22 protein-coding genes are annotated in these 26,578 nt (G+C 52.5%); 5 read left to right on the forward strand and 17 right to left on the reverse strand.

The annotated features are described in order from the left end of the window. The 9 genes from HQN87_RS05370 to leuC all read right to left on the reverse strand — a co-directional run. Nucleotides 1-1,670: dynamin family protein (locus HQN87_RS05370; RefSeq protein WP_173128936.1), on the reverse strand; the 1,670-nt coding region annotated here is incomplete at its 3' end. Nucleotides 1,671-2,430: 760 nt separating this feature from the next. After that, the gene (locus tag HQN87_RS05375) at nucleotides 2,431-2,697 is read right to left on the reverse strand and encodes a hypothetical protein (protein WP_039308864.1); all 267 of its coding nucleotides are present in this window, start codon (nucleotides 2,695-2,697) and stop codon (nucleotides 2,431-2,433) included. A 2-nt stretch (nucleotides 2,698-2,699) separates the two neighbouring features. Further along, entirely contained in the window at nucleotides 2,700-3,407 is a 708-nt protein-coding gene (gene nth / locus HQN87_RS05380; protein WP_173128940.1) for an endonuclease III, read from the reverse strand. A gap of 213 nt (nucleotides 3,408-3,620) precedes the next feature. Continuing rightward, entirely contained in the window at nucleotides 3,621-6,404 is a 2,784-nt protein-coding gene (locus tag HQN87_RS05385; RefSeq protein ID WP_173128943.1) for an S-layer homology domain-containing protein, read from the reverse strand. A 56-nt stretch (nucleotides 6,405-6,460) separates the two neighbouring features. Next, complete coding sequence (locus HQN87_RS05390; protein ID WP_173128946.1) at nucleotides 6,461-7,117, reverse strand: GerMN domain-containing protein; 657 nt, start codon at nucleotides 7,115-7,117, stop codon at nucleotides 6,461-6,463. Nucleotides 7,118-7,225: 108 nt separating this feature from the next. Beyond that, nucleotides 7,226-8,668: an N-acetylmuramoyl-L-alanine amidase family protein gene (locus tag HQN87_RS05395; RefSeq protein WP_173128948.1), complete on the reverse strand. Its 1,443-nt coding sequence runs from the start codon at nucleotides 8,666-8,668 to the stop codon at nucleotides 7,226-7,228. Between the two features lie 153 nt (nucleotides 8,669-8,821). Next, a complete protein-coding gene (locus HQN87_RS05400; RefSeq protein WP_173128952.1) occupies nucleotides 8,822-10,396 on the reverse strand; it encodes an N-acetylmuramoyl-L-alanine amidase family protein in 1,575 nt (524 codons plus the stop codon). Nucleotides 10,397-10,575: 179 nt separating this feature from the next. Then, nucleotides 10,576-11,178, reverse strand: coding sequence for a 3-isopropylmalate dehydratase small subunit (gene leuD, locus HQN87_RS05405; protein ID WP_173128954.1), 603 nt, complete (start codon nucleotides 11,176-11,178; stop codon nucleotides 10,576-10,578). A 30-nt stretch (nucleotides 11,179-11,208) separates the two neighbouring features. Continuing rightward, nucleotides 11,209-12,633 (reverse strand): 3-isopropylmalate dehydratase large subunit, encoded by a 1,425-nt coding sequence (gene leuC, locus HQN87_RS05410; protein WP_173128956.1) that lies wholly within the window; start codon nucleotides 12,631-12,633, stop codon nucleotides 11,209-11,211. A gap of 168 nt (nucleotides 12,634-12,801) precedes the next feature. On the opposite strand from leuC, the gene HQN87_RS05415 reads away from it, so the two are divergent. Beyond that, a complete protein-coding gene (locus tag HQN87_RS05415; protein WP_173128958.1) occupies nucleotides 12,802-13,713 on the forward strand; it encodes a LysR family transcriptional regulator in 912 nt (303 codons plus the stop codon). A gap of 93 nt (nucleotides 13,714-13,806) precedes the next feature. On the opposite strand, the gene HQN87_RS05420 is transcribed toward HQN87_RS05415, so the two are convergent. After that, on the reverse strand, nucleotides 13,807-14,004 hold the full coding sequence (locus HQN87_RS05420; RefSeq protein ID WP_173128960.1) for a hypothetical protein: 198 nt from the start codon (nucleotides 14,002-14,004) through the stop codon (nucleotides 13,807-13,809). 441 nt (nucleotides 14,005-14,445) lie between these two features. Between HQN87_RS05420 and proB the strand changes: the two genes are divergently transcribed. The 4 genes from proB (at nucleotide 14,446) to HQN87_RS05440 (ending at nucleotide 18,599) form a co-directional block, all read left to right on the forward strand. Then, nucleotides 14,446-15,549, forward strand: coding sequence for a glutamate 5-kinase (proB, locus tag HQN87_RS05425; protein WP_173128962.1), 1,104 nt, complete (start codon nucleotides 14,446-14,448; stop codon nucleotides 15,547-15,549). Between the two features lie 117 nt (nucleotides 15,550-15,666). After that, nucleotides 15,667-16,914, forward strand: a complete 1,248-nt coding sequence (locus HQN87_RS05430) for a glutamate-5-semialdehyde dehydrogenase (RefSeq protein WP_173128965.1) — start codon at nucleotides 15,667-15,669, stop codon at nucleotides 16,912-16,914. Nucleotides 16,915-16,944: 30 nt separating this feature from the next. Next, a complete protein-coding gene (gene proC, locus HQN87_RS05435; protein ID WP_173128968.1) occupies nucleotides 16,945-17,811 on the forward strand; it encodes a pyrroline-5-carboxylate reductase in 867 nt (288 codons plus the stop codon). Between the two features lie 317 nt (nucleotides 17,812-18,128). After that, nucleotides 18,129-18,599 carry a hypothetical protein gene (locus HQN87_RS05440; RefSeq protein WP_216857165.1) on the forward strand — a complete coding sequence of 157 codons (471 nt, stop codon included), beginning with the start codon at nucleotides 18,129-18,131 and terminating at the stop codon, nucleotides 18,597-18,599. Nucleotides 18,600-19,260: 661 nt separating this feature from the next. Here the strand turns inward: HQN87_RS05440 and HQN87_RS05445 are convergent. From HQN87_RS05445 to HQN87_RS05475, 7 genes are all read right to left on the reverse strand, one after another. Next, nucleotides 19,261-20,028, reverse strand: a complete 768-nt coding sequence (locus HQN87_RS05445; RefSeq protein WP_173128971.1) for a DnaD domain protein — start codon at nucleotides 20,026-20,028, stop codon at nucleotides 19,261-19,263. A gap of 23 nt (nucleotides 20,029-20,051) precedes the next feature. Next, nucleotides 20,052-21,347: an asparagine--tRNA ligase gene (asnS, locus tag HQN87_RS05450; RefSeq protein ID WP_173128973.1), complete on the reverse strand. Its 1,296-nt coding sequence runs from the start codon at nucleotides 21,345-21,347 to the stop codon at nucleotides 20,052-20,054. Nucleotides 21,348-21,368: 21 nt separating this feature from the next. Further along, entirely contained in the window at nucleotides 21,369-22,577 is a 1,209-nt protein-coding gene (locus HQN87_RS05455) for an acetate/propionate family kinase (RefSeq protein WP_173128975.1), read from the reverse strand. Continuing rightward, the gene (locus HQN87_RS05460; RefSeq protein ID WP_173128977.1) at nucleotides 22,574-23,446 is read right to left on the reverse strand and encodes a 3-hydroxyacyl-CoA dehydrogenase family protein; all 873 of its coding nucleotides are present in this window, start codon (nucleotides 23,444-23,446) and stop codon (nucleotides 22,574-22,576) included. The genes HQN87_RS05455 and HQN87_RS05460 overlap by 4 nt, the downstream gene beginning before the upstream one ends. Before the next feature lie 132 nt (nucleotides 23,447-23,578). Further along, nucleotides 23,579-25,081 carry an AAA family ATPase gene (locus HQN87_RS05465; RefSeq protein WP_173128979.1) on the reverse strand — a complete coding sequence of 501 codons (1,503 nt, stop codon included), beginning with the start codon at nucleotides 25,079-25,081 and terminating at the stop codon, nucleotides 23,579-23,581. Then, nucleotides 25,074-25,616: a hypothetical protein gene (locus HQN87_RS05470; protein ID WP_173128981.1), complete on the reverse strand. Its 543-nt coding sequence runs from the start codon at nucleotides 25,614-25,616 to the stop codon at nucleotides 25,074-25,076. The genes HQN87_RS05465 and HQN87_RS05470 overlap by 8 nt, the downstream gene beginning before the upstream one ends. Before the next feature lie 177 nt (nucleotides 25,617-25,793). Further along, complete coding sequence (locus HQN87_RS05475) at nucleotides 25,794-26,567, reverse strand: aminoglycoside adenylyltransferase domain-containing protein (protein WP_173128983.1); 774 nt, start codon at nucleotides 26,565-26,567, stop codon at nucleotides 25,794-25,796. Nucleotides 26,568-26,578: the final 11 nt, after the last annotated feature.

A 26,578-nucleotide genomic window follows, 5' to 3' on the forward strand; every position in this document is an offset into this window, starting at 1 on the left:
AGCGCAGCCGCCGCCAGGGGCTGCACCCCCGGCAACGCGCCGGGGGTGAGGGTGCGGCGCGGCGGCAGCAGCGCCGTAAGTTCGTCCGCGCGCGCAGCCGCCGCGCGGTCCAGGGCGGCCAGCGCGGCGAGCGCGTGCGCCTGCCGCTGCAGGGCCGCCCGGCGGCGCGTAAGCTCCGCGCGCCGCTCCTCCACAAGAGGCGGCAGCTCATCCAGCAGCGGCTCGCCGAAGGCCAGGACCGCCCGGCGGAACTGCGCCTTGATCTCTGCCGCAAGCGTGCGGCAGAAATTAAGCAGCGCCTCGCCGGATGCACCGGTTCCCGGCTTCACCTGATCCGCCAGCCACTGCTGGCTCACCGCCGGGAACGCCTGCTTCAGCAGCGGCTCTGCCCCCTCCTGCCACAGCCCCAGGCCTTCGGCCCAGTCGCGTACAAGCTGGAGCGTATGCCATTCCAGCTGGGCAGTGATCTCCCGGATCTGCAGGCTGTGCCAGTGCAGCAGCCGCGCGGCTTGCTCCTTCTCCCGCTTCGCAGCGGTGAAGAAGAGGCCGCGCCGGAAGCCCGGCTGGAGGCTCTCGATATAAGCTCCCGCCGCATCCCTCAGGTCAGCCGGCATCAGATTGGTGTTCCCGAGCAGGGCGTCCAGCCTGCTGCGCAGATCAAGCCGCGCCTCTTCAGGCCGCTCCTCCAGCAATGCCTCGTCCTGCATGGTCCCCCGAATCTCAGCTTCCACGGCTTCCGCCTGTGCACCGCCAGCCTCTTCCAGCAGTCCGGCCCGCTCCTCCTCCTGCTCCTCACGGTAAGCCGTAAGTACGGCTGCCGCAGTATGGTGCATGGAACGGGATAGACTGTAGTCCAGCAATTCCCGCCGCTGCTCCAGCAGCCCGGAGATCACGGCCAGCAGGTCCTTCCATTGATTCAGGGGATGCCCCTCCACTTTGAGCGAAGTAAACAGAAGACCGGCAGAATGAATGCCCCATTCAAGGAAAGCGCTTTCCACCTGCTGCCGGTACTCCTCCATGGAGATCTCTTGTTCCCTGTGCTTGTCGATCTGATTAATGATAAGATACAGCGGCTTGCCCCAGTCGCTAAGACTTTTGGCGAACGCCAGATTATTCTCCGACTGCACATGATTGTAGTCCATCACATAGAACACCGCATCCGCCAGATGCAGCGCCGAGCGGGTAGCCGCCTGATGGCCTTCATCCGTGGAATCCACGCCAGGCGTATCCATCAGCACACCGTGCTCCCCAAGCAGCGGGATTTCCTCCCAGACCTCTATCGCCGAATATTCAGTCCCTTGGCGGCAGTAATCCTGAAGACGCCCCGGCGTAGTCTTAATTACCTCGGCACTCCTTGCGGCACTCCCGTTATACGGGTGAAGCAGTACCTCCGGGGCTCCGCTGCGAATGGATACAATATTTGCGCTGGTCGGTACCGGTCCTGATGGCAGCACGGCTTTTCCGCAGAGCTTATTAATCATGCTCGACTTTCCCGCCGAGAAATGCCCGCAGAACGCCAGAGTCAGCTCACCCGCCTGCTCCTTAACCTTAAGATCTGCAACAATCTGTGCACTCTCTGCTTCTCCCCATGTGCTCAGCCGTTCTTCCAGCCGCATAAGCGCTGATGTACCGGATACTTGCTCTTCCACCCTACTCCGTTCTGCTCCCACGACAAGCCCACCTTTGCTGCAATCTATAACTTGTGATTTAGGTTATATTGAATTCAGTAACTTTCTCCATAATTATTACATTTGTATGACTTACTTCACTGCAAGAATAGAACAATTCCATTTTATCATCAGATCGTCACAAATCAAATATACACGTTTACAAAATCAGCTATAATCCTTCACGAAAAACTAGACTTCGCAAAATACCCTTCCCAGAACAATATCACCTTTGAGGGAAAGAGAACGTTTCCTTTTCGACAAACAAGTGGAAAATTGTAGCTTGAATCATCAACTTTTGATAGTTACAGCTAAGCAAGTGGAAAAACAGCATCTGCTCCCAGTGATTATGCCATTCTAACGCAAATTTTGATTATTTAAGTGTTGTTTTTCCAACTACCTCCCCACCCTCGTCCATTTCTTCAATAGCAAGTGTTGTAATTCCAACTATTTCACGCTATATAAGACGCACTTAAGATTTGAACTTGAAGCTTCACCGTCACTGCGGTGAACATTTGGACTTCCGGCCGCTGTTGTCACCAGATTTCTTGATTTGAACCGCTCTTCGCTGATGAAATCCGGTGACAAAGGCGGTCGCTACCGCTCCTACAGTTCCAAATTTCCCCTCCGTTTCTTTTGCTTTTTGTTATTTTCTTTAGTGCTTCTTATATAGCTCCCCCAAATTTACGCAAAAAAAGAGAGGCTGTCCCTGGCAGCCACTTCCTGGCTACCGGACAACCTCTCTATCGTAAATAAAATTAAATTAAGCTGTTTCCAGGACTGGAAGCAGAATTTCGAAAACTTTGCCGTGCTGGAGAATAGTCAAACCGCGGGCTTTGTCCTTCATTACGACAACCTCTGGTTTCACAGACATACGTTCCAGGTAGAATTCAGGCACATCGCCGGAATGGCTGATGGTGATGCCTTCCACTTCCTGCTCTTCATTCTCTTCCATCGGGCTGTCCACTACACGGTCAAAAATATCGGAAAAAGCTTCAAAATTATCGGTGTATACAGAAATGCATTTCATCTCTATCCCATCCTCTTCTTCTCTAATTCTTTGTTAGGTTTCGTATGAACCTTATCTTTCCTGATTACAGCTGTTTTCATACGTTTTTTGCCCTCCCGGCATACATCCAGCAGCGGGCAGATCTGACATTGCGGATTCTGGGCCTTACAGTGATATCGTCCGAAAAAGATCAGCCGGTGGTGGGTCAGCGTCCATTCCTCACGCGGCACCGCCTTCATCAGCTTCTTCTCCACTTCCAGCACCGAATCTTTCCAGCCCGCGAGTGCGAGCCGTTTGGCTACCCGTTCCACATGAGTATCCACGGCAATAGCCGGAACGCCAAAAGCATTGGACACGACCACATTCGCAGTCTTGCGTCCGACCCCCGGCAAGGTTACCAGCAAATCATGAGCCTGGGGCACTTCTCCCCCATACTGCTCAATCAGAATAGAGCAGAGGTTCTGAATATGCTTGGCCTTGTTGCGGAATAATCCAATGCGCCGGATATCTTGCTCCAGCTCTTCAAGCGGCACGGAAATATAGTCGATTGGAGCCTTGTACTTCTGAAACAGGTCCTCGGTCACCTTGTTCACCGTTGCGTCCGTACATTGGGCTGAGAGCAGCACCGCAATGGTAAGCTCAAAAGCGTTGCTGTGATTCAGCTCGCAATGCGCATCAGGAAACATGCCTCCGATGGTATCCAGGATGTGGCGGACCTCTGCAGCTTTCATAGCGTCCCCTCCACAGAGTATATGCCCGCAAGTTGTCCCTCGCAGTCATACGGTCTCAAGTCTGAAGAAATATAAGCAAAGATACATTATATCGTATACTTTCATAGCGTTCAAGCGAACACCGTGCTGCCCTTATATTTCAAAAAAAACGCCTTGATCCAGGGCAGAACCAGGGATCAAGACGGTGTTTCACACGGAAAATCACCAAAACGATTATTGTTTCACAATTTCTACAACCTTGTCGTTGTTGAAATACATTATAATATTATCATTTTCTTTGAGAGATTGCACGGGTAAAGTCGTGTCACCTTGATGAATATATACATTCGGAGCCAGCACGAACTTATAATTATCATTCAGTGTGGCGCGTTTGGTCAGCACTTCATTCGTTGCGCTCTCATAACGGGCGAAGGTCCGGTTAAGCTGGCTGAACACAGAAATGATCATTACACCGCCCGCATCCTTACGTACCCATACCCGGTCCGAGGTGCTGATACCGCTAAGAGCGGTCGAAGCTACGCCGTCACGCATTATTCTTACTCCAGCGCTAGCATTGAAAGACTGGGAGGCTCCGGCATAATCCTTCACGCTGAACGTACCCGCCGCCGCATCCACTGCCGAGACTTGTCCGGCAACCTGCTTAACCGACTGCAGGGAGACCGGTGTGGACCCGTCAAAGGCGATGTTCACGAAATCTCCGGCCCTCAGCTCACTGAGTGCAATCTTCTGTCCTGCTTCATTGATAAGCGGGACAGATAACAGATTCAGCTCGCTGCTGGTGCTGCCGCCCTCTAATTTCACAGTCATCTTGTTCGTGTTGGCATTCACAGTCGCTATCTCAAGCTGAGTACTCCCGGTCACCCTTAGAATCGAGATCATATCCTGATTGTTCGAGAGAACTGCCGTTACCGGCACATTCAAAGGTACGTCCGTGATGGCTGCCCCGCTTTTGCCGAACATATCAATGGAGGACGGATACGACATCGTCAGCAATTGTCCGTTGCCCACCTTCAGCACAACCGTTCTGGACGTAGTATTAATGGCCGTCAAGGTTCCCGTGTATTTGGTAGTCAATTCAACAGACATCGCACGTTCATTAATGGAGGTCACATCTATCTTGCGGTTCTCCGTCAGTCTTGCTCCCATGGTGGTCAGCGAAGTCGTAATCAATCCGCCGTAAGCCATTTTTGTTTTCTCATCTAATTTGACCACATGGGCCTTACCATTATTATCTGTGAAGGTCAGGTACTGGGTCTTAGAATTGTAATCCACGACAGTAGCTGCGGTGTATTGTTCAATCTGACGGCTAAGCACTTCAATCTTCGTCACCTGATCACTGCTGTTCAGGGTAAGCTGCACGTTGTCTCCGCCTGTTTTGTCCGCAATCAGATCAGTCATTACCGGGCTGGTGACATTTGGAATAACAATGGCCGGAGTGGCTGCGAGCAGGTTAACCTCACGGCTGCCATCACTCTTCTGGTAGACGATCGTGGAATCCGTCAGCTCATAGATGAAGCCCTTCACTATGCGTTCTACTCCAGAGGTGACTTCTACAGAACGGATCACATTATCCTTAATGGTATACGAGACTGCAGCTCCGGTCTTCAATTCTGCCGGCTGGATGATCGTACTCTGGGAGCTGAACAATGTCGTTCCGTCTTCCCATTTGAAGCTTTCCACTGTGCCGTCCGCATTCTTGAAGGTAATGCTCTTGGCCGCAGCATCCACGCTTTGAACCGTGCCCTTAGCCGTCTTATTGACGATACCGGAAGTGACCTGCACCTTCACAACCTTGCGGGACCCGCTGAAGGTTTCGCGGAGCAGCGTAATTTTGCTGCCTGCGGTAATGGAAGAAGGCTGAATGACCGCCCCGTTCACATCCAGGAAGGCAGTTGCAGCATCATAGCCATACTGATCGTATCCGTTAGCTGAATCGACCCAGATTATACCCGGTGTAAGCTTGGTAAATACGCCTTCCGCCTGTTCAACCTGAAGGGCCGGATCAGTCAGCTCCACATAAGAGGCGTTATAGGTTGCTCCAATCACAGTGACCTTCGTGTAGGGCTGAATTTCATTCAGAGAGATCCGGTTCTCGGAGCTGCTTGTGAAATAAGCGGTATTCGCATTCAAAGTAAACTCCAGAGCGCCGCCATTACTGTACAGTGACAGCTTGCCATCCTTCAATGAACTGATTGTTCCTTTGAAGGTATTGTCATAATCCAGCGTATTATGTGCTTCAGCACGGCTGAAGAAGGTAGCGAGCTGTGCGCGGGTAACTGCGCCTTGCGGGTCGAAGCGGTTACCCGTAAGCCCGTTCGCCAGTCCCAGCTCCACGGCTGTGTTAATGTAGCCGCGCTTATTCGCAGAGACCTTGGCATCATCGGCGAACCCCGTCGGCTTACCGGCTGCCGCCGATGCTGAAGCGCCCTTACCCAGAGCCCGGATCAGCAATTCCGCAACCCATTCACGGCTGGCCTTGCGTTCTCCCCACGAGTTCTTGAGATTATCCGCTGCCATTTCGGTGGTCTTATCCAGAAGTCCCTGCTGGAAGGCCAGGATCACATACGGCTTATAATAATTCGTAACAAGAAAGTCATTCGGAAGGGCAACATCTGCGCTTGTATTCACATTGCCCTGCAGCTTCATGAAGCGCAGTGCCATCAGCACAGCCTCCTGCTGGGTAACGGAATCCCCCGGACGGAATAAACCGTTATTGCCGACAACAATCCCCTGGGTCGCCAGCTTATAGATATGTTTCTCGGCCCAGAAGCCTGTCTTGACATCACTGAAGATTCCACCAGCCTGTACAGCAGTCTGCGGGGCTGCCGCACCTACTGTTGCCCCGGTTGAAGAGTTATCGGCAAAAGCAGTCCCTGCTCCGCCAAGCACCATCGCACCGGCCAGCACGGCAGATACCGCTTTAACAGAATAAGATTGCACCGTACGTTTTATTCTTTTTGGACCGGACAATTCGATATTCCCCTCTCTATGGCTCATCTGAATTTTCTACGTTGGTACTTTCGTCAGCCATCCGGCTTATTCCTGCCTAATGCCTACAATCCGTTGTTCTCACGGGTGATGGGATGCACGAGATCCACATGCCCCATAAGACTCTCCACTTGCTCTCCGTCTACCAGTACATCGATATTCTTGACCTCATCGAACTGGAAGAAGGTCTGGGACAATGCGCTGATGGCCAGGGCTTCGCCGCCTGCACCAAGCTGTGCCTCATCCGGTTTATGGATATCCAGCACAATCTGTCCATTCGAGAACTCCAGCGATTTCAGTTCAATCTTGTTCCATAGCGGAATTTGCTTGGCATCGCTGCTGTTTTGCAGCGTTTTGAAGGCTTCTGTATATTTGTCCTTGGCATCCTTAAAGGTTATAGAGACCTCCGCCGTAACTAATTCGTTCTGTTCCTGGTCCGTATAATAAGCCTTAATCTGCAGGCTCTGCTTCTCAGGAGCAGCCGGCTTATCGGTAGCTGCCGGAGTCACCGTTGCTGTAGGCTCTGGCTCTGGTGTACTTGTAGCCTCCGGTGTAGCCGTGGGGCTCTCATTCACGGCATTGTTTCCTCCAGCACCGCTGGATACCGAGGTTGATTCCGGAGCGGATGTGGCCGCCGGTGCAGCCGTAGGTTTATCGCCGCAGCCCGAAATTACCAGGAGCAGTATTGCTGCCATTCCTGCATATGTCAATTTCTTGTTCATTTCGATGAACCCCCTCCAGATAAATACGGGCAGGCCGGGGCCGCAAAGTCCCTTTGACCTCAAAATAGGGTCCAAATCCGACTCTGCAGCCCCTGCTGCCGCCCGCTGTTATTGAATTCCGAGATACTCTTTAATTCCACTTACCATTGATGCGGCAACGCTGTTCTGCAATGCTTCGGTGAACAGCAGCGCCTCATCTTTTCTGTTGCTGAGATAACCGACTTCAAGCAGTACCGCAGGCATCTTCGTCTCGCGAATGACATGGAAGTTGCCGTAACGCACACCCCGGTTACTAAGTCCGGTAGCCTCTACAAGATACTTGTGCATCACATTCGCCAGAGCCTTGCTTGCCTCCCGCTGATAATAGGTCTCCGTTCCGCTCGCAGCAGATGACCCGCTGCTGTTGGCGTGGACGGATATGAACAAATCCGCTTTGAGGTTGTTCGCCATTGCCGCCCTGTCCTTCAGTTCAAGGAAAGTATCGTCACTGCGCGTCAACACCACATCAATTTTGTTCTCCTGCTTCAGCAGCTCAGCCGCTTTCAGAATGACGGCCAGATTAAAGTTCTTCTCATATTTGCCGGTAACGCCTACAGCCCCTGAGTCCTTGGCGCCATGTCCTGCATCGAGCACTACCAGCTTCCGCCCGCTGTTGCCAGGCTGAGTGGAGGTATCGACTGTACTCTGTGCATTTAAATCGACAACAATCAGTTTGGAACTGTCCCCGGATATATCCACGCTATAATTTTTGGCGGTATTCAGATCAATTACAAAACGGACAGTATACGGATCGGTGCTATACAGCGAATAGCGGATACCTGAAACATCCGGATAATCCGTAATTTCAAGCTTGCCGTTCAGGTTAGGATCAAGCGCTTGTCCTGAACCGAACACATCAGAGAACGTGGCATTCGGCAGATCGATCACAATCCGGTCCGGCCCGCTCATTTTGCTGACGCTAGGCTGGACGTTGCCCTCCAGGGCAATGGACAGCCTGTTCTCATTGAAGCTTATGCCGTTAATCATGCTGAGGTTGCTTGCCGGTTCACCCGGCGGCACTACAACACCCCCGCCGCCTCCGTTACCTTCTCCTGTGTCAATGTTAGGATCAGGAACTTGCGGGGTAATAAGCTCTACAATCTTCTTCGTGTTATCCCATTTGACTGTAAGTCCGAACTGCTCCCCGATAAACCTGATCGGTACGAGAGTCGTATTGTTCCGCAGGAGAGGTGCCGTGTTCAGGATCACCGTCTTCCCGTCAACGGAGGCAGCCGTCTGATTTACAATCAGCTGCATGGTCTTTCCTTGCTGTTCAATCGTAACGGTCTTGCTTGTCTGATTCCAGTCCACCTTGTATCCAAGGTTCTCAGCAATCATTCTTAGCGGCACCATGATGGAGTTATTTACATTTTCCACCGGAACACCTTGTCCTGCAGTCAGTTCCTGGCCATCCAGGAGGATCTTGTTCTGGCCGGCAGCGGCTTGTCCATGCCCCGGCAGCACCACAACAAAGAGCAGCATCAGCAACAGCATCAAAGCAAATTTCTTCATTCTTCACCTCTAAGACTCTAGTATTCCGCCCCCACTCGAGCGTTCTTGATGGCATGCCAACTGACAACCTTCGACATAGTTAAGACGCCCTTAGACCTTAAAAGTTGCGAATAAATACCATACAAAGTGGAAATGTCTGTGTATTCCCTGTGTTTACAATCCAAGATATTCCTTAATTCCAGCTACGATCTCACGGGCCAGATTGTCCTGCAGCTGTTCGCTGTACAAGGCTGCTTCGTCTCCAGGATTGGTCAGATAGCCTGCTTCCAGCAGAATCGCAGGCATCTTCGTCTCCCGGGTAACATGCAGGCTCTTCGAGCGGACACCATTGTCCTTGAAGCCAGTTCCCGCTACGAGATGCTTTTGCATGATTTCGGCCAGTGGAAGGCTTTCGCTGCGGCTGTAGTAGGTTTCGCTTCCGTTGACTTTGTCACGGTTCGGGTATCCTTTATCAAGTGAATTCGCATGCAGTGACACGAACAGTGTAGCGTTCGCCGCCTGGGCAATATTCACCCGGTCCTGCAGACCCAGCGTAACATCTGAAGTACGGGTATAGATAACATCTGCCCAGCCTTCCTGTGTAAGAATAGCCCCGGCTTTAAGGATCACTGCGAGATTGAAGGATTTCTCCAGCTTGCCGGTAAGGCTGACAGCCCCCGATTGCTTGCCCCCATGCCCGGCATCCAGTGCAATAACCGGTCTTCCGGTGAATCCCGGATTCACGGGTGTCCCCGGCCCGCTATTCGCCGCATTGAGATCAATAGTGACCAGTCCGGTACTCTCATCCGTGCTGACCTGATAATTCTGGTAGCCCGTCGTTTGAATGACAAATCTGACGGTTGCAGGATTCGTGCTGAACAACGCGTAACGTATCTCGGATATATGCGGGTAACCGCTGACATCCAGCTTGCCTTGCGGACTGCCGCCGGTGGACACTCCCGGGAAGCTCCCGCTGAAATCAGGGGCGAATACCGCTCCGGCAAAATCCACTACAATCCGGTCGGGTCCGGTAACTCTCGTAACCGTAGCCTTGGCTCCACCGGCAGCGGCGACAATCAGCCGGTTCTCGCTGAATACAGCCCCTTTGACTACCGGTGATGTAGCTGCTGGAGTGGGGGTAGCTGTAATACTTCCTCCTACCTCTTCCGGAATCTCTGTGCCCGTCTGAGGCGGAAGGGTCGGAGACGGTGAAGCAGACACTCCAGCAGGCACAGATGAGGCTGCCGGGGCTACAGTAGCTGTGGGCAGCGGATTGGCAGTGGCCGGTGTATCACTTGGCACTCCCCCGCTTAAGTAGACCGTCTTATCGGTATTATCCCAGCCGACGCTAAGTCCGAATTGCTCACCGACAAAACGGATAGGCACCAGCACAGTACCGCCGTTCTGCTTAGGCGCGGCGTTGAGCGTCAGGCTTACCCCATCGGCTTGGGCCGTTGTGCTGCCCACAGCGAGCTGGACAGACTTACCGTCCTGCTGGACGGTTACTTTGCGGCTGCTCTGTTCCCACAGCACTTCAAAACCAAGATTCTCCACCACTACGCGGATCGGGATCATAACGCTTCCATTCACGTTCTCAAGGATCACCCCTTTGGGCAGGGCAAGCTCCTTGCTGTCCATCACGATCTTCCCGGGCGTTGTCCCGGCTGCCGCAGCTTCATGGCCGGCGAACGACAGTAGGAGCAATGGCAGCAGTAATAGAAGCAACATCCGTTGTCCGGCTTTCTTCATCCTTTCCTCTCCTTTGGTCGATTGATAGATTTGCAGATAAGATTAAGACGACACTAATCCCCAAAAGTTGCCTACACAGGCAATAATATCTCGATTATAACAAAAAAACTTCTATTTCCGACACCCGGAAATAGAAGTTTTGTGTAAAATTAGTAAACTTGACGAATCTCTTCCCCAGTTTAGGCGAAAAGCTTGGCCGCATGGCGTTCTTCATAAGCGGCAATCTCATCCGCATGCTGAAGCGTCAGACCGATATCATCCAGCCCCTGTAGCAGGAACTGCCGGCGGTGCTCATCCAGTTCAAACGTGATGGCAAGGCCATAATTATCACTCAGCTTGTTGTTCTCAAGATCCACTGTAAGGGTGTAGCCATCATGCTCAGCCGTGCGGCTGAACAGCTCATCAACCTGAGTTTCGGAGAGCTTGATCGGCAGAATGCCGTTTTTGAAGCAGTTGTTGTAAAAGATGTCGGCATAGGACGGCGCAATCACCACTCTGAAGCCGTAATCCATGATCGCCCAAGGAGCGTGCTCCCGCGAGGAGCCACAGCCGAAATTCGCGCGGGAGATCAGCACAGAGGCTCCCTGATAACGCGGTTTGTTCATCTCAAATTCCGGATTGTCTTGTCCCGCTTCATCAAAACGCCATTCGTAAAAAAGAAATTGTCCAAATCCCGTACGCTCAATCCGTTTCAGGAATTGCTTGGGAATAATCGCATCCGTATCGACATTCACCCGGTCTACCGGGGCTACAATTCCTGTTAGCTTCTTAAACTCTTCCATTTGCTGTATCCTCCTGCTCTCTCAAATATTCTATGAGTTGACGGCTTCCGTCTTGTAATTCCAATCCCGTACATCCGTGAACCGCCCTTTGATTGCAGCCGCAGCCGCCATAGCAGGAGAGACCAGATGCGTGCGTCCGCCGCGTCCCTGGCGTCCTTCAAAGTTACGGTTGGAAGTAGATGCACAGCGCTGTCCCGGCTGGAGAACATCCGGATTCATCGCCAGGCACATACTGCAGCCGGCCTCACGCCATTCAAAGCCTGCTTCGGTGAAGACTTTGTCCAGACCTTCCTTCTCGGCCTGCATCTTCACGCGTCCCGAGCCAGGAACAACGATTGCTGTAACTTTGTCGGATACCTTATGGCCTTTGGCAACCTCAGCCGCCGCCCGCAGATCCTCAATCCGGCCGTTGGTGCAGGAACCGATGAAGACATAATCAATCCCGATTTCAGAGATAGGAGTGCCAGGAACCAGATCCATATATTCAAGCGCCTTCTCGGCTGCTTTGCGTTCATTCTCGGTGGTGAAGTCAGCAGGATTCGGTACACGGGAGTTAATATCCGTACCCATACCCGGGCTGGTGCCCCAGGTAACCTGCGGAATCAGTGTTTCAACATCGAATTCCACGACGGTATCATACTCAGCGCCTTCATCACTTACAAGACCCTTCCAGATCTCCACTGCGGCATCATACGCTTCGCCCTGCGGTACATACTGGCGTCCGCGCAGATAGTTGAAGGTCGTCTCATCCGGTGCGATCAGTCCCGCTCTTGCTCCGCCTTCAATCGACATATTGCAGACGGTCATGCGCTCTTCCATAGACAGTTCACGGATAGCTTCACCTGTATATTCAATAACATATCCTGTAGCGAAGTCTGTTCCGTATTTGGCAATCACGCCGAGAATCATATCCTTGGCAGTCACTCCCGGATTACGGCTGCCGGTGAAGCGGACCTCCATGGTCTTGGCCTTGGACTGCTGCAGACACTGGGTGGCCAGCACATGTTCAACTTCGCTGGTACCGATTCCGAAGGCCAGGGCACCGAATGCTCCGTGTGTGGAGGTATGGCTGTCCCCGCAGACAATCGTCTTGCCGGGATGGGTCAGGCCAATTTCAGGTCCCATAACGTGAACGACACCCTGGTCAATATCATTCAGATCGAACAATCTTACGCCAAAATCACGGCAGTTCTGTGAGAGCGTATCAATCTGCTGCTTGGAGATCGGATCGGTAATGTTGAAGCGGTCCTTGGTAGGCACGTTATGATCCATCGTAGCAAAGGTAAGTCCCGGACGACGGACCTTACGGCCGCTCAGGCGCAGTCCTTCAAAGGCCTGCGGAGAAGTAACCTCATGAACCAGATGAAGATCGATATAAATAATGCTCGGCTTACCTTCTTCTTGATGAATAACGTGATTATCCCAAATCTTTTCAAACATTGTCTTGTTGCCCATGAATTTCACCTCATATAGTAGAATCGTTCATTTGAAGAGAGTGTGGAGTCCCTCTTGAATGTTCTAAATATAACATCAGTACGTTTATAATTCCAAGATATGATTTCTATAGGGTTCATAGGTTATACTTATAAAGAGATGATCTACCCTATTAAAGGAGCTTTATATATGGAACTTAGACAATTGCAATATACGCTGCAGATTGCAGCCGAACGGAACTTCTCCCGCGCCGCAGAGAAGCTGCATATCGCCCAGCCCTCGCTAAGCCAGCAGCTGTCCAAGCTGGAGAAGGAACTCGGGGTGCTACTCTTCCAGCGGAATACCAGCTCTGTGGAGCTGACCCATGCCGGTGAGAAATTCGTTGAACAGGCCCAGGTTATTATTGATGCCGTGGAGCTGCTCAGACAAGAGATGTCCGACATCTCCCAGCTGCGCACCGGCCGTGTTATGGTCGGCAGCATGCCGATCACCGGAGCGCATCTGCTGCCGCATGTACTGCCTGTATTCAAGCATAAATATGCCGAGGTCGAAATCACCCTGCTGGAGGACTCCTCCATGAATCTGGAGAAGCTGACCGCCAGCGGACAGACCGATCTCAGCCTCCTCTCTCTGCCGCTCGCCATTCCGACTCTGGCCTACGAGGTGCTTGGTGAGGAGCGGATTGATCTTGCAGTCCCGCCGGAGCATCCGCTGGCTGGCCGTGAATCACAGGATATCCGCACAAGCCTGGCAGAGCTTAAGGATGAACCGTTCATTGTCCTTAAGGAGGGGCAGGGCTTCCGTAAAATGACAGTGGAGCTGTGCCGCGCAGCCGGATTTGAACCGCGGATTGTTTTTGAGAGCAACAATATGGAGACGGTGCAGTCGCTGGTTGCGGCCGGGATGGGCGTTACACTGGTGCCGCATTTCATCGCGCGCGCTCCCCGGAGCGAGTTCGTGCCGGTCTATCTTCCCTTGGCGGAGCCGGTGCCCAGCCGTACCCTGGTGATAGCCTACCGGCGCGGACGTTATTTATCCCGCGCGGCGGAAGCTTTTATTGAAACCTTCAAGGCAACCGTTGCCGGTCTCACAGACCACTAGAACTCCTAAATAAGCGTTATGAACGTCAAATGCCCGTCCGGCTTATGAAGTGATGCCGGACGGGCATTGTTGTAACTTAGTATATCTAGAATATTATTTACGCAGATTATGCTGTGAAATCAGACGGTTCTGATCATCGGGCAGGCGTGCTGTGCTCCCGTCAACAGGTCCCTTGGTACGGTTATCTCCGGCCTTCTCCTCTACAAATTCGCGGATCGTCTGATTTTGAAATTCGGCTGCTTCCTTGGCATTGTGACTCTGATCCTGCCTTGCATCGCTGCTCTTACTCAAATCATCCACCTCCTGGTCATAGATTATAAGTATTTTACCCGTTCCCCTGAAGCCCAAACATCCAATCCGCCGCCTGCACTGCCGGAATAAATTTGTCTGCGCCTCTTTGCAAACCCCGCTGCCCCATGGTATCCTAAGTGTCAAATAGTGAAACGTGCTGACGGGACCAGTAAGAATAGGCGTATATTCGTGTGCAGAGAGTAAATTCCTGAAGGCTGGGAGAATTTACCGCGGATGACCATTCTGAATCCTACCCCCGAGCGGCCTGCCCCGCAGGACGGATACTCCCGTTATGAGAATGAAGTCGGATGAACCCTCATCAATGAAGGTGGTACCGCGGAAGTTAATCATGCTTTCGTCCTTTGCTAAGTCTAAGGATGGGGGCTTTTTGTCATTTTCGGGCTTAACAGGCATTAATACTCGAGAGGAAAGTGAAAGACAATGACAACAAGAGTTGTGGTCAAAATCGGCAGCAGCTCGCTCACGGGTCCTGAAGGCGGCCTGAACCGGGAGGCGGTAGCGTTCTTCGCATCCGAGATTGCCGCCCTCCGCAAGGACGGCTGTGAAGTGCTGCTGGTAACCTCAGGGGCTGTGGCTGCCGGATTCCGGGGCATCGGCTATTCCTCCCGCCCAAGGCTGCTGCATGAGAAGCAGGCAGCGGCAGCGGTAGGACAGGTTATGCTGATGCAGGCCTATCAGGAGGCCTTCGCACAGCATGGCATCCCCACCGCACAGATTCTGTTGACCCGCACGGACTTCTGCAGCCGCCGGGCCATGAACAATGCCATGATGACTGTTGAGGAATTGCTGCGGCAGGGAGCCGTCCCCGTGTTCAACGAGAATGATACCGTATCGGTGGATGAGCTGAAATTCGGCGATAATGATACCTTGTCGGCGCTGGTCGCCAATCTCCTGAAGGCTTCGCACCTGCTGGTGCTGACCGATATGGACGGCGTGTACAGCGGCGATCCCCGCAAGCATCCCGATGCGGTGCGGTATCAGCATATTGAAGAGATCACGCCGGAAATCTATGCGATTGCAGGCGGTGCAGGCTCAAGTGTAGGCACCGGCGGCATGAGATCCAAGATTGACGCTGCCAAGATTGCCACACGGGGCGGCGTCCCGGTCTTCGTCGGCAGGGTGACGGAACCCGGCGATTTATCACTCGCAGCGGCCGGAACCGGCAAAGGCACGTATTTTGCCACCACCCTCTCCTCCCTGCCGGTCAAGAAGCAGTGGCTGGGCTTCATGTCCACACCGCTGGGATCATTATACGTCGATGACGGAGCCGTTGAGGCTCTGCTGCACGGAGGCCACAGCCTCCTGCCGGTCGGTGTCCGGCGCATCGAAGGCAGCTTTCATTCCGGGGACGTTGTTGAAGTGCTCGGCCCGGATGCGAAGCTGCTGGGACGGGGCATCGTCAATTATGATGATACCCAGCTCCGCAGCATCCAGGGGCTTCCCAGCCGCGAGATTGTTCCCAAGCTGGGTGAAGTACACCGGCTGGAGGTTATCCACCGTGACGAATGGATTACGCTTCGTTAAGCTCACCAGGCTTTTAGCGTATGCTCACCAAGCTTTTAGCGTATGCTTTCGAAGCGAGTTTTGTAAGAAGCTCTTTCAGAGAAGCATATGCGCACAAAACTTTTAGGGGGAATGGTCATGAGTGAAGTGGTACACAAAACAACGCTGGCCAAAGCGACCACCGGAGTGCTTGCAAGCCTGAATACCTGTCAGAAAAATGAAGCACTGCTTACAATGGCTGCAGCTCTCCGTGCAGAAGCTGACTACATTATTGCCGCCAACGCCGAGGATCTGGAGCGCGGACGGGCCAACGGCACGCCAGAGTCAATGCTCGACCGGCTGGCACTGGATACCTCACGGATTGACAGTATAGCTGAAGGCTTGCAGCAGATCGCTGTGCTGCCAGATCCGGTTGGCGACAATCTGGAGACCATTGAACGGCCCAACGGTCTTGTCATCGAGAAGGTAAGGGTCCCGCTTGGAGTGATCGGCATTATCTATGAAGCACGCCCTAACGTAACCGTTGATGCTGCCGGTCTGTGCCTCAAAACAGGCAACGCTGTCGTCCTGCGCGGCGGTTCCTCCGCCCTCTCATCTAACCGTGCGATTGCAGAGGTGCTGCACCGCGCGCTTGCGGGAACAGCCCTTCCTCCGGATGCCTTGCAGCTGATTGAAGATCCGAACCGCTCCTCCGTAGATGAAATGCTGAAGCTGAACGGACTGCTGGATGTTATCATCCCGCGCGGGGGAAGCTCCCTGATACAGAATGTGGTGCTTAATGCTACAGTACCCGTGATTGAAACAGGTGCAGGCATATGCCATACTTATCTGGATGCAAGCGCCAATCCGGAAATGGCAGAGCGCATTAGTGTGAACGCGAAGGCACAGCGGCCTTCGGTCTGCAATTCCATGGAGACGCTGCTGGTTCACCGTACTTATGCAGACCAGCATCTGCTTGCACTCGCAGAAGCCTTCCGCGAAGCCCGTGTGGAGCTGCGCGGCTGCGCGGATACCGTAGCTCTAATCCCTTGGGCTCTGCCTGCATCGCCGGAGGACTTCGCCACGGAATACAACGACTATATTCTTAATATCCGCATCGTGGACACTCTTGAAGCAGCTCTCGGACATATCGCCGAGTTCGGAACCAAGCATTCCGAGTGTATTGTGACAGAGGATGCCGCTCAGGCTGCCCGTTTCCTGCAGGAGGTTGATGCTGCGGCTGTATATCATAATGCCTCTACCCGGTTTACGGACGGCTTTGAATTCGGATTCGGCGCCGAGATTGGCATCAGTACACAGAAGCTTCACGCCCGCGGTCCTATGGGGCTGCCTGCATTGACTTCAACCAAATATATGATTCACGGCTCCGGCCAAATCAGGGGATAACTCACTCAACTTATAGGGGGACTGCCAGCCATGTGCCAGCAACCAGCAATTCCGCTCATCAATCATAATATCGTTTTTTATGGCGCAGGCTCCATGGCTGAAGCCATTGTGCGGGGAATGATCGCCCGGAATGTAGTGGAGTCGGGTAAAATCACTATGCTGAACCGCAGCAGCAACGAACGCCTGGCTGAACTCCGCAGCCGTTATGGCGTTCTCGGCACTAATGCTCCTGAGCAAAAAACCGAGGCCCTGCGCACTGCGCCAGTCATCGTCCTGGCGATGAAGCCCAAAGACGCAGCCGAGGCACTCCGCACTCTGGGCCCGCTGCTGTCGCCGGATCAGCTCGTAATCTCCGTGATCGCCGGATTGACCATCCGTACGATGCAAGGCTTGCTAGGCACACCGCAGCCCATTGTCCGCTCGATGCCTAACACCTCAAGCTCCATCGGCCTCGGGGCAACCGGTATCGCCTTCTCCAAGGAGGTTGGCGAAGAGAGCCGCCGTACTGCGCTTAACATTTTTGAAGCGGTTGGCTTAACGGCTGTCATTGATGAAGAACGGATGGAGACCTTAACCGGCATCTCCGGCAGCGGACCGGCTTACATCTACTACATGATGGAGGCGATGATTGCCGCCGGTATCCGCGGCGGACTGCCGCTGGAGCAGAGCCGCGAGCTGACTGTCCAGACGGTGCTCGGAGCAGCAAGAATGGTACAGCAGACCGGTGAAGAACCAGCCTCTCTGCGCAAAAAGGTTACCTCGCCGAACGGATCTACCCAAGCGGCGATTGAAGTGCTGGAACGCGGTGATTTCTTCGAGACTGTAATCGCTGCTGTCAACCGCTGCGCCGAACGCTCCCGTGAAATGGGCTCGGCTCTTGAGAACGAGCTGCGTTAATCTATTGGCATTATTCCTGTTATTATTTTGAGCTACTGTTTCTAACACAGACAGCCCGCAGATTCTTCCGGAGGAAGGAACTGCGGGTTGTCTGCTGTCTGCGGGTAAACTAGGGGTAACCTACAGGTATTACAAGAACAAACTTGGCTTAAGCTGTGAAACATCGTGGACTCTGTGTAACACACTGGGATCTTTGAAACACACTAAGATCTTTGAAACATACCGGACTCTGTGAAACACGCTGGACTCTTTGATACATAGCGAACTCTGTGAAACACGCTGGACTCTTTGATACATACCGAACTCTGTGAAATACGTTGGAGCTTAGGCCGCAGCCTCCGTCAATCTGTGGGATTTATACCTTTGAATCTTGCTTGCCGCCCACTTTCGGCAGATTCAGAAGGGTTTATACCTTTGGTTTCTTCACTCCGCCTGCTTCTGGGGGATTCAGTAGGATTTATACCTTTGGTTTCCTCACACCGCCCACTTTCGGCGGAATCAGTGGGATTTATACCTTTGGCTTCCTCATATCGCCCACTTTCAGCCGAATCAGTGGGATTTATACCTTTGGTTTCTTCATACCGCCCACTTTTGGCGGATTCAAAGGGATTTATACCTTTGGTTTCTTCACTCCGCCCACTTTTGGCGGATTCAGTGGGATTTATACCTTTGGTTGCCTCACGCCACCCACTTTCGGCGGATTCAATGGGATTTATACATTTGGTTTCTTCATCCCGCCCACTTTTGGCGGAATCAGTGGGATTTATACCTCTGGTTTCCAATTTTAGCCTACTTCCGGCGGAATGAGGTGCACTTCTGCTCCTTATTTTCGCCTCCCGCCTACTTCCGGCGGAATGGAGTGCACTTTTGCTCTTTATTCCCGCTTCCCGCCTACTTCCAGCGGAGTGGGGTGCACTTTTGCTCCTTATTTTCGCCTCCCGCTTACTTCAGGCGGTATGGGGTGCACTTTTGCTCTTCATCCCCGCTTTCCGCCCACTTCCGGCGGTATGGGGTGCACTTTTGCTCCTTATTCCCGCCTCCCGCCTACCCCCGGCGGAGTGAGGTGCACTTTTGCTTCTTATTCCCGCTTCCCGCTCACTTCCGGCGGAATGGGGTGTACTGCGGGCGACCTTCACTTTTACTCCCAACAGACGAACTCCCAACCATCGCATCAGCAAGAACACCCCCGCAGGAAGCTGCGGGGGTGTTCTTGCTGATCCGGGGCAGTGTGCCCCTCAATCCAATTTTACTAACTTAAGCTGTTTCGTTCACCTACAGTTCACTCCTAGCTCACCAACAGCTCACTCACAGTTCGCTTATAAGCTCATCTACAGCTCATGTATAACTCACTCACATTTCACCTATGGCTCACACTTATAGCTCACCAACAGCTCACTACGGCTCACTTATAGCTCACCAACGGCTCACTTACGCTCACTCACAGCCCACTTACCGTCCCCCACCCCGGAACTTCTGGGAATAGGCTTTGACATCCTGGGCGTTTTTGACCCGGTTGCGGGCCCATTCCAGCAGGATGCGGTCAATATAGCGGAAATGAACTTTGCCGGCGAAGACAGATTCCTTGAGCGCCAGCAGAATCAGCTCTTCGGGATACCGGTCTTCATCCACCCAGCCGGAGATGGACTCACATTCCATCGGTGACAACGGGCGGCCGAATTCCTTCTCGAAAATGCTGAACAGACTCCGGCTCTCCTCGGCGTCTTGCCCCGCCGGTGCCGCCGGACGGCCATAACCGCCCTCCGGGGCGGGAGCCCCGGAGTAATGGGCAGCTGCCCGTGAACCCGGCTCACTCCCGGCCCGGCCCGGCTTCTCCTGAGGATTCGCCTGCGCGATTTCCGCCAGAAAACCGCCGAGCTTGGCGTACAGGCCGGAGAAGTTGTAGCGCTCATAATGGATGTCCCGCAGCTCGTCGTTATCTCCGTCGATGCTGATGAACCCTTCCTTCATGAGCTTCTGCAGCTCTCCGGCAAGCACTGAGATGCTGCGCCCGGTTACGGCCTGCAGCTCCTCCAGTGAAGGGAAGTCTATGCCCTCCACTTGCCTGAAGGAGAGCAGGTGAATCAGCAGCATCGCCTCACTGCCGGTGAGATTCAGCTTCCTGTAATATTTCAAGAGTGCATAAGGAATGACGGCCATGCCGTTCTCCAGGCCAAAAGCAACGCCTTCGCCCCAGGTACTCCAACCTTTTCCGTCCATACGTTAGCCCCCTTTGCCCTTCCTTACGGGTAAAGACGGTACAGTGTACGAGGGAAGGCAATCGTCTCACGCACATGGTCTAGACCACAAATCCATGCTACTGTACGTTCCAGCCCCAGACCGAAGCCGGAGTGTGGAACCGTGCCGTAGGTGCGGAGATCCATGTACCATTTGTAGGTGTCCATCGAAAGATTATGTTCTTTGAAGCGGGCCTCCAGCAGCGCCGGATCGTCAATACGCTGTGATCCGCCGATGATCTCCCCGTAACCTTCAGGAGCGATCATATCCGCACACAGCACCACTTCAGGACGCTCAGGATGCGGCTTCATATAGAAGGCCTTGAAGGAAGCCGGATAATGGGTAATGAATACCGGTCTGTCGCTCATTTCGGCAATTGCCGTTTCGTGAGGAGCCCCGAAATCATCGCCCCAGGCGATTTCATAGCCTTTTTCATTCAGGAACTTGATGGCATCGTCATAGCTGATCCGCGGGAACGGAGCTTTGATGTTCTCCAGTTTCGAGACATCGCGGCCAACCGCTTCCAGCTCGGCACGGCAGTTCGTAAGTACGGACTGCACCACGAAGCTGATGAATTCTTCCTGCACGCACAGGCTCTCTTCATGATCCGTGAAGGCCATTTCCGGTTCGATCATCCAGAACTCGATCAAGTGGCGGCGGGTTTTGGATTTCTCTGCACGGAAGGTAGGTCCGAACGAATATACGCGTCCCAGAGCCATTGCTGCGGCTTCCATATACAGCTGTCCGCTTTGGGTCAGATAGGCATCCTCTTCAAAATACTTCGTATGGAACAGGTTGGTAGTCCCTTCTGCTGACGTCGGCGTCAGAATCGGCGGATCTACCTTCGTGAAGCCATGCTCATTGAAAAACTGCTGAACCGCGCGGATAATCTCCGCACGAATCACCATAACTGCCCGCTGCTTGGAGGAACGCAGCCAGAGATGACGGTGATCCATCAGGAAATCGACGCCATGCTCCTTCGGGGTAATCGGATAATTCTCGGTCAGATGAATAATCTCAATTCCCGTAACCGTCATCTCGTAGCCCGACTGGCTGCGGGGCTCTTCGCGGATAATCCCGGTCACATACAGTGAGCTTTCCTGGGTCAGGCTCTTGGCATCATTCCAGACCTGCTCGGGCACTTCTGATTTCACCACGACACCCTGAATATACCCGGTACCGTCGCGAAGCTGCAGGAACTGAATTTTACCGCTGGAGCGCTTGTTGTTGACCCAAGATCCGATCACAACACTCTCTCCGACATGCTCGTTCACGTTCTTGATTACACTCTTATTAGCCATGCCTACAATCTCTCCTCTAATTTAGCCGTTGATTCCTTGCACAATACGATAAGTATCGCGAGCGATCACAAGCTCTTCGTTCGTGGGTACCACAAGGACCTGTACCTTGGAATTCTCTGTAGAGATACGCCGCGGATCGCCCGAACGAACCTTGTTGGCTTCTGCGTCAAGCTCAATGCCCAGGTAAGACAGGTTGTTCAGCACCTTCTCGCGGAGCAGTGAAGCATTCTCGCCTACACCGGCGGTAAAGACGATAATATCCGCACCGTTAAGGGCCGCGGTATAAGCTCCGATATATTTGCGCAGACGGTATTCATACATTTCAAAAGCCAGGGAAGCATTCGGCTCGCCCTTCTCGTACCCTTCAATAATCTCACGCATATCGCTGCTGATCCCGGAGATCGCCAGCATACCGCTGTGCTTGTTAAGCATAGAGTTGACCTCACCGTGAGTCAATTCTTCCTTGTTCATCACATAAGGAACAATGGCCGGGTCAATGTCACCGCTGCGCGTGCCCATCATCAGACCCTCAAGCGGAGTCATACCCATGGAAGTATCTACAGATACACCTCCTTCGATAGCCGTCAGACTTGCACCATTACCGATGTGACAAGTAATAATCTTCAGTTCTTCCAGAGGACGTCCGACAAATTCTGCCGCTGCCTTGCTTACATAATCATGGGAAGTACCGTGGAAGCCGTAACGGCGGATCTTATATTTGCTGTACAGCACTCTTGGGATTGCATACAGGTATGCTTTCTCTGGCATCGTCTGATGGAAGGCTGTATCGAAAATAACCGTCTGAGGTACACCCGGCATATTGCTCTCGGCAGCAAGAATTCCGAGCAGCGCAGCAGGGTTATGCAGCGGAGCCAGGTCGAAGAGACGGCGGATTTCACTTTTGGCTTCCGTAGTGACAAGCGCGGATTCCTTGAAGCTCTCTCCGCCGTGTACCACGCGATGTCCCACAGCATTGATCTCGTTGATGGAAGCAACGACGCCATGCTCTTTGTCAGTCAGATTAGCCAGAACCTTGCGGATAGCCGTAGTGTGTTCCAGAATTTCACTGACTTCTGTAACTTCCTGCTTACCGGTTGGTTTGTGAGTCAGAATGGAGGAATCCATACCGATACGCTCTACAAGACCCTTCGCCAGTACGGATTCATCCGTCATGTCATAGAGCTGATATTTCAAAGAAGAACTGCCTGCGTTAATTACTAATACTTTCATACCCGGTCACCATCCTTGTCATACTTGAAGAAGCCTTCGCCCGATTTTGTACCCAGTTGTCCGGCACGCACCATCTTTTTGAGAATTGTAGATGGACGATACTTGAGTTCGCCGTATTCACGGAACATGTTCTCAAGTGCGGCAAGAACGGAATCCAGACCGAAGCGGTCTGCCATTTCAAGCGGCCCGTTCTGGAACTGGTAGCCAATACGCATAGCGTCATCAATATCTTCAGGAGAAGCGACACCTTCCTGCAGCACATGCATAGCCTCGTTAATGAACAGGCAAATGAGGCGCGAAGATACAAATCCGGGGGATTCGTAGATCATGACGCCTTTTTTCTCTACAATCTCATCAACAAAGGCTTTGGTATCTTCAAAAGTGCTGTCTGAGGTCTTCAGGCCGCGCACGATTTCAACCAGATCTACCTTTCCTACAGGATGTATGAAGTGCATGCCGATCACGCGTTCCGGATACATTGTCGAGCTTGCAAGCTCCGTCAAGCTGAGCGTTGACGTATTGCTGGCAAGAATAATGTGGCTCGGACACACCTGATCAAGCTGATTGAATACCTTTTGCTTCGCTTCCAGATCTTCAACGATGGTCTCAATGACCATATCGCAGGAGCTGAGTTCAGCGAAATGTGTCACTTTTTGGATGCGGGCCAGAATCAGCTTTTTCTCCGCCTGGGTAATCGCCCATTTCTCCAGCTGTTTGTCGAGACTGGTCTCAATCATTTCGTAGGAGTAGTTCAGTCTTTCTGCAGTTTTCTCCACCAGCATAACATCCAGGCCCTTGGCTGCCAGCATTTCGGCAATCCCTTGTCCCATTGTGCCTCCGCCGATGACACCGATCTTTTTAAAATTCATGTAAAAGTCTCCATCCTTTCAGGTATCTATACTTCTGTATTGTACCTTGTCTGTCGTAAAAAATAAGTAGCCCGACATATAATGATATCTTAGCATGTCTGAAAAGTAAAAAAAAATAACCGGCATAAAGAATTATGCCGGTAAAAGGACACTGTCACGAAATTGACAACGAAATTGCTCTCCGGAGAGAACTTCTTCCTTCATTAAAATGTCAAGAGAGTAATCAAATACATTTCTTTGCTTCTCCAGCAGCTCCTTCGTACGGATCATCAGTTCATCCAGGATTTTACTATTCTCCTTCATCAGCTCTTCCGTGGTAACCATCTGCAGATTCGCAATTCCGAGTGAGGTAAGTCCTGACTTCATCATGGTCTCGACAATATTCAGCGCCTGGTCGAAATCTCCGCGGGAGCCGGTACTGCGTCCTCCGTAATACATCTCTTCGGCGGCGGCTCCGCCCAAGGCAATCATAATCTGATTCTCCAGATAATCCTTCGTATACAGATACTGCTCGGTCTGCGGATTATGCCGTACATATCCGAGAGCCTGCCCGCGCGGGGTCAGCGTGACCTGACTGACGCTTCCGGGACGAAGCAGTTCAGCCATAATAGCATGTCCAAGTTCGTGAATCGCCACACGCTTCTTCTCTTCATGGTTGGTCTCGCGGTCGGTCTTCTCGCCCATCATCACTTTGTCGATCGCCATCGAGAGATGACGCTGCTCCACCTGGGTCAGATTCTCACGCATCATGTAGATCGCCGCTTCGTTCATCACGCTCTCCAGCTGTGCCCCTGAGAAGCCGTAGGCCTCTTCGGCAATTTTGTCCAAGCTTACCGTCTCGTGCAGCGGTTTGTTCTTGGCATGGAGATCGAGAATCGACTTGCGGCCTTTCTTGTCAGGCATATCGACCTGAATATGCCGGTCAAAACGGCCAGGGCGCAGCAGCGCCGAGTCCAGCATCTCTTTGCGGTTCGTGGCGGCTACCAGCAGAATACGCGGGGCATCATTGTTATAGATCCCGTCCATCTCGGTCAGCAGCTGATTAAGGGTCTGGTCATATTCACGTTGTTGTCCGCCTTCGCGTTTACCGCCAATGACGTCGATCTCATCAATGAAAATAATGGCGCTTTCCTTGTTCTCCTTGAGCGCGCGCGTGCGGGCATCCTTGAACAGATCGCGGACGCGCCCGGCACCGACGCCGACATACATCTCTACAAATTCACTGCCTGAAGCAGCCACAAACACCGAGTTGGTATAATGGGCGGCAGCTTTGGCCATCAGGGTCTTGCCTGTTCCCGGAGGGCCGGTAAGCAGAATTCCCTTGAGCGGGCGAATCCCGAATTTGCTGATTTCTTCATGACGGATGAGGAAGTCAAGGGCTTCACGCAGCTCCTGCTTGGCATTGTCCTGTCCGCCGATTTCTTCAAAGGTCAGCTTGGACGGGCCGTTCTTCTTGCGTTTCTTATCTGCGCCTGCATTGACGGCCAGACCGCCGCGCGCATGGGCAATGAATAGAAGTGCAGAGACCATGCCGAGCGCTATGATTACCGGAAAGATATTAATCCCGACAAAAACCATAAAAATCAGCATGACCGGAACAGCTCCGGCTAGTATTTCTTTCCAATACTTAAGCATTGTTCCACACTCCCATCTTGGCTGCCACACGCGGTAAAATAATAAACTTGCTCTCCGTGCCATTGCTCAGGCTCACATACACATTATTATCATCAATCTCTGTTGTAGCGGTAACCCCGCTGTACTTGCTGTCCTGCTCCTTAAGTCCATCAAGCTTGGCGGGGATTAATGTATACTTCCGGCTCTCCATGGCTTCCGCCACAGAGAACATCGCTTTATCCCAATATTCATCCAGCAGAGCGCTGGTATCCTGTTCCACATCAAGCTTCAGTGTCCGGCCATTAATGGCTGCACTGCCTTCCTTCGACACATACTGTACCAGCTCACGTAATTTCGTACCCGGCTGCAATTCAAGTTTCAAAGTGACTTCATTGCGTTTAATAGTAATATGGGAATCCTTCACTCCCTCATAAGAAGATACCAGCTTATGCAGCGGCTCCTGCACCACAAATTGACGGTAAGCATACCAGCCACCAAATAATAATGCAGCAGACAGCAGAGACGTTAGCAGTACAGGCACAAGACGCAGTTTCAAGAAACGTCCTCCTCTCAATAATGACCGAACATCCATCTATAATAATGACCAACCAGCGTGTCTAGCGCCCATCCGAGACTGACATGCTCTTAAGCATGTCTTGATACAAGTAGTAGTATATCACAGGTGTATATACGATTTTACATAAAAGTGTGAATATATTTAAAATTTTTGATACTAATTTCTGGATGTTTCAGTAGAGAGATTGATTTCCTTAGCCATATACTCAGCGAATTCTATCCATAGCTCAGGGTTGCTGCCTATGCTGCTGACCGCACCGCTATATTGATCCAGACAGTCCTTCAGCAGCCCGTGATAGCACTGTGGCACATGCTTCAATCCCCACTCTCCGCCTTCCTTTTTGGAAGACACAATTTCTTCACGCGCATAATACAGCACCCGGCACAGATTCAGTGTGTAATACACCGGAGCATCAATAATATTCTGCCTGGCATCCTCAATATCGCCCAGAATGGAATCGAGAACATATTGCCGGTCTACCGGCAGGAAGGCTTCGCGTATGGGTTCGCCGTACAGAATGAATCCCCGCTGATAGACGACAGCAAAGTGAGCGGCAAGATCCCCATCCTCCAAACCGCCGCAAATGTAATCCTCCTCCAGACTGTAGCGCTCCAGATGACCCTTCGAGAAATGGAATTCAAACGGCGTCGGATGCACGAAGTTCTTCAGATAACTTGTCAGGACAACACTTAGTTCAACTCCCCCCTGATTCGGCAGGCTATTGTGATACGCTACTACCCTCTTCGCAAGTCTCTTACTGACCTCCCCAGATAACTTGTCATGGACAACAATCAGCAAGTCGATATCGCTGGTATTCGGATTGAAGCAGCCCATCGCCAGCGACCCGTGCACATAAATCCCGGACAGATTTGCCCCCAGCTCCTCCTTGAACAATTCCACCGCCTGATTCAGATATGCCAAAATTTCCATTTCAAAATTCC

The sequence above is a fragment of the Paenibacillus tritici genome (assembly GCF_013204885.1).
Lineage (GTDB): Bacteria > Bacillota > Bacilli > Paenibacillales > Paenibacillaceae > Paenibacillus_AQ > Paenibacillus_AQ tritici.

Bases quoted from the DNA above. Each gene is read 5' to 3' on its own strand.
- leuC (WP_173128956.1), bottom strand. From the start codon at position 12,633: ATGGGCAACAAGACAATGTTTGAAAAGATTTGGGATAATCACGTTATT.
- HQN87_RS05385 (WP_173128943.1), bottom strand. From the start codon at position 6,404: ATGAGCCATAGAGAGGGGAATATCGAATTGTCCGGTCCAAAAAGAATA.
- HQN87_RS05475 (WP_173128983.1), bottom strand. From the start codon at position 26,567: ATGGAAATTTTGGCATATCTGAATCAGGCGGTGGAATTGTTCAAGGAG.
- HQN87_RS05465 (WP_173128979.1), bottom strand. From the start codon at position 25,081: ATGCTTAAGTATTGGAAAGAAATACTAGCCGGAGCTGTTCCGGTCATG.
- leuD (WP_173128954.1), bottom strand. From the start codon at position 11,178: ATGGAAGAGTTTAAGAAGCTAACAGGAATTGTAGCCCCGGTAGACCGG.
- HQN87_RS05395 (WP_173128948.1), bottom strand. From the start codon at position 8,668: ATGAAGAAATTTGCTTTGATGCTGTTGCTGATGCTGCTCTTTGTTGTG.
- HQN87_RS05415 (WP_173128958.1), top strand. From the start codon at position 12,802: ATGGAACTTAGACAATTGCAATATACGCTGCAGATTGCAGCCGAACGG.
- HQN87_RS05430 (WP_173128965.1), top strand. From the start codon at position 15,667: ATGAGTGAAGTGGTACACAAAACAACGCTGGCCAAAGCGACCACCGGA.
- nth (WP_173128940.1), bottom strand. From the start codon at position 3,407: ATGAAAGCTGCAGAGGTCCGCCACATCCTGGATACCATCGGAGGCATG.
- HQN87_RS05400 (WP_173128952.1), bottom strand. From the start codon at position 10,396: ATGAAGAAAGCCGGACAACGGATGTTGCTTCTATTACTGCTGCCATTG.
- HQN87_RS05455 (WP_173128975.1), bottom strand. From the start codon at position 22,577: ATGAAAGTATTAGTAATTAACGCAGGCAGTTCTTCTTTGAAATATCAG.
- HQN87_RS05390 (WP_173128946.1), bottom strand. From the start codon at position 7,117: ATGAACAAGAAATTGACATATGCAGGAATGGCAGCAATACTGCTCCTG.
- asnS (WP_173128973.1), bottom strand. From the start codon at position 21,347: ATGGCTAATAAGAGTGTAATCAAGAACGTGAACGAGCATGTCGGAGAG.
- proC (WP_173128968.1), top strand. From the start codon at position 16,945: ATGTGCCAGCAACCAGCAATTCCGCTCATCAATCATAATATCGTTTTT.
- HQN87_RS05445 (WP_173128971.1), bottom strand. From the start codon at position 20,028: ATGGACGGAAAAGGTTGGAGTACCTGGGGCGAAGGCGTTGCTTTTGGC.
- proB (WP_173128962.1), top strand. From the start codon at position 14,446: ATGACAACAAGAGTTGTGGTCAAAATCGGCAGCAGCTCGCTCACGGGT.
- HQN87_RS05375 (WP_039308864.1), bottom strand. From the start codon at position 2,697: ATGAAATGCATTTCTGTATACACCGATAATTTTGAAGCTTTTTCCGAT.
- HQN87_RS05460 (WP_173128977.1), bottom strand. From the start codon at position 23,446: ATGAATTTTAAAAAGATCGGTGTCATCGGCGGAGGCACAATGGGACAA.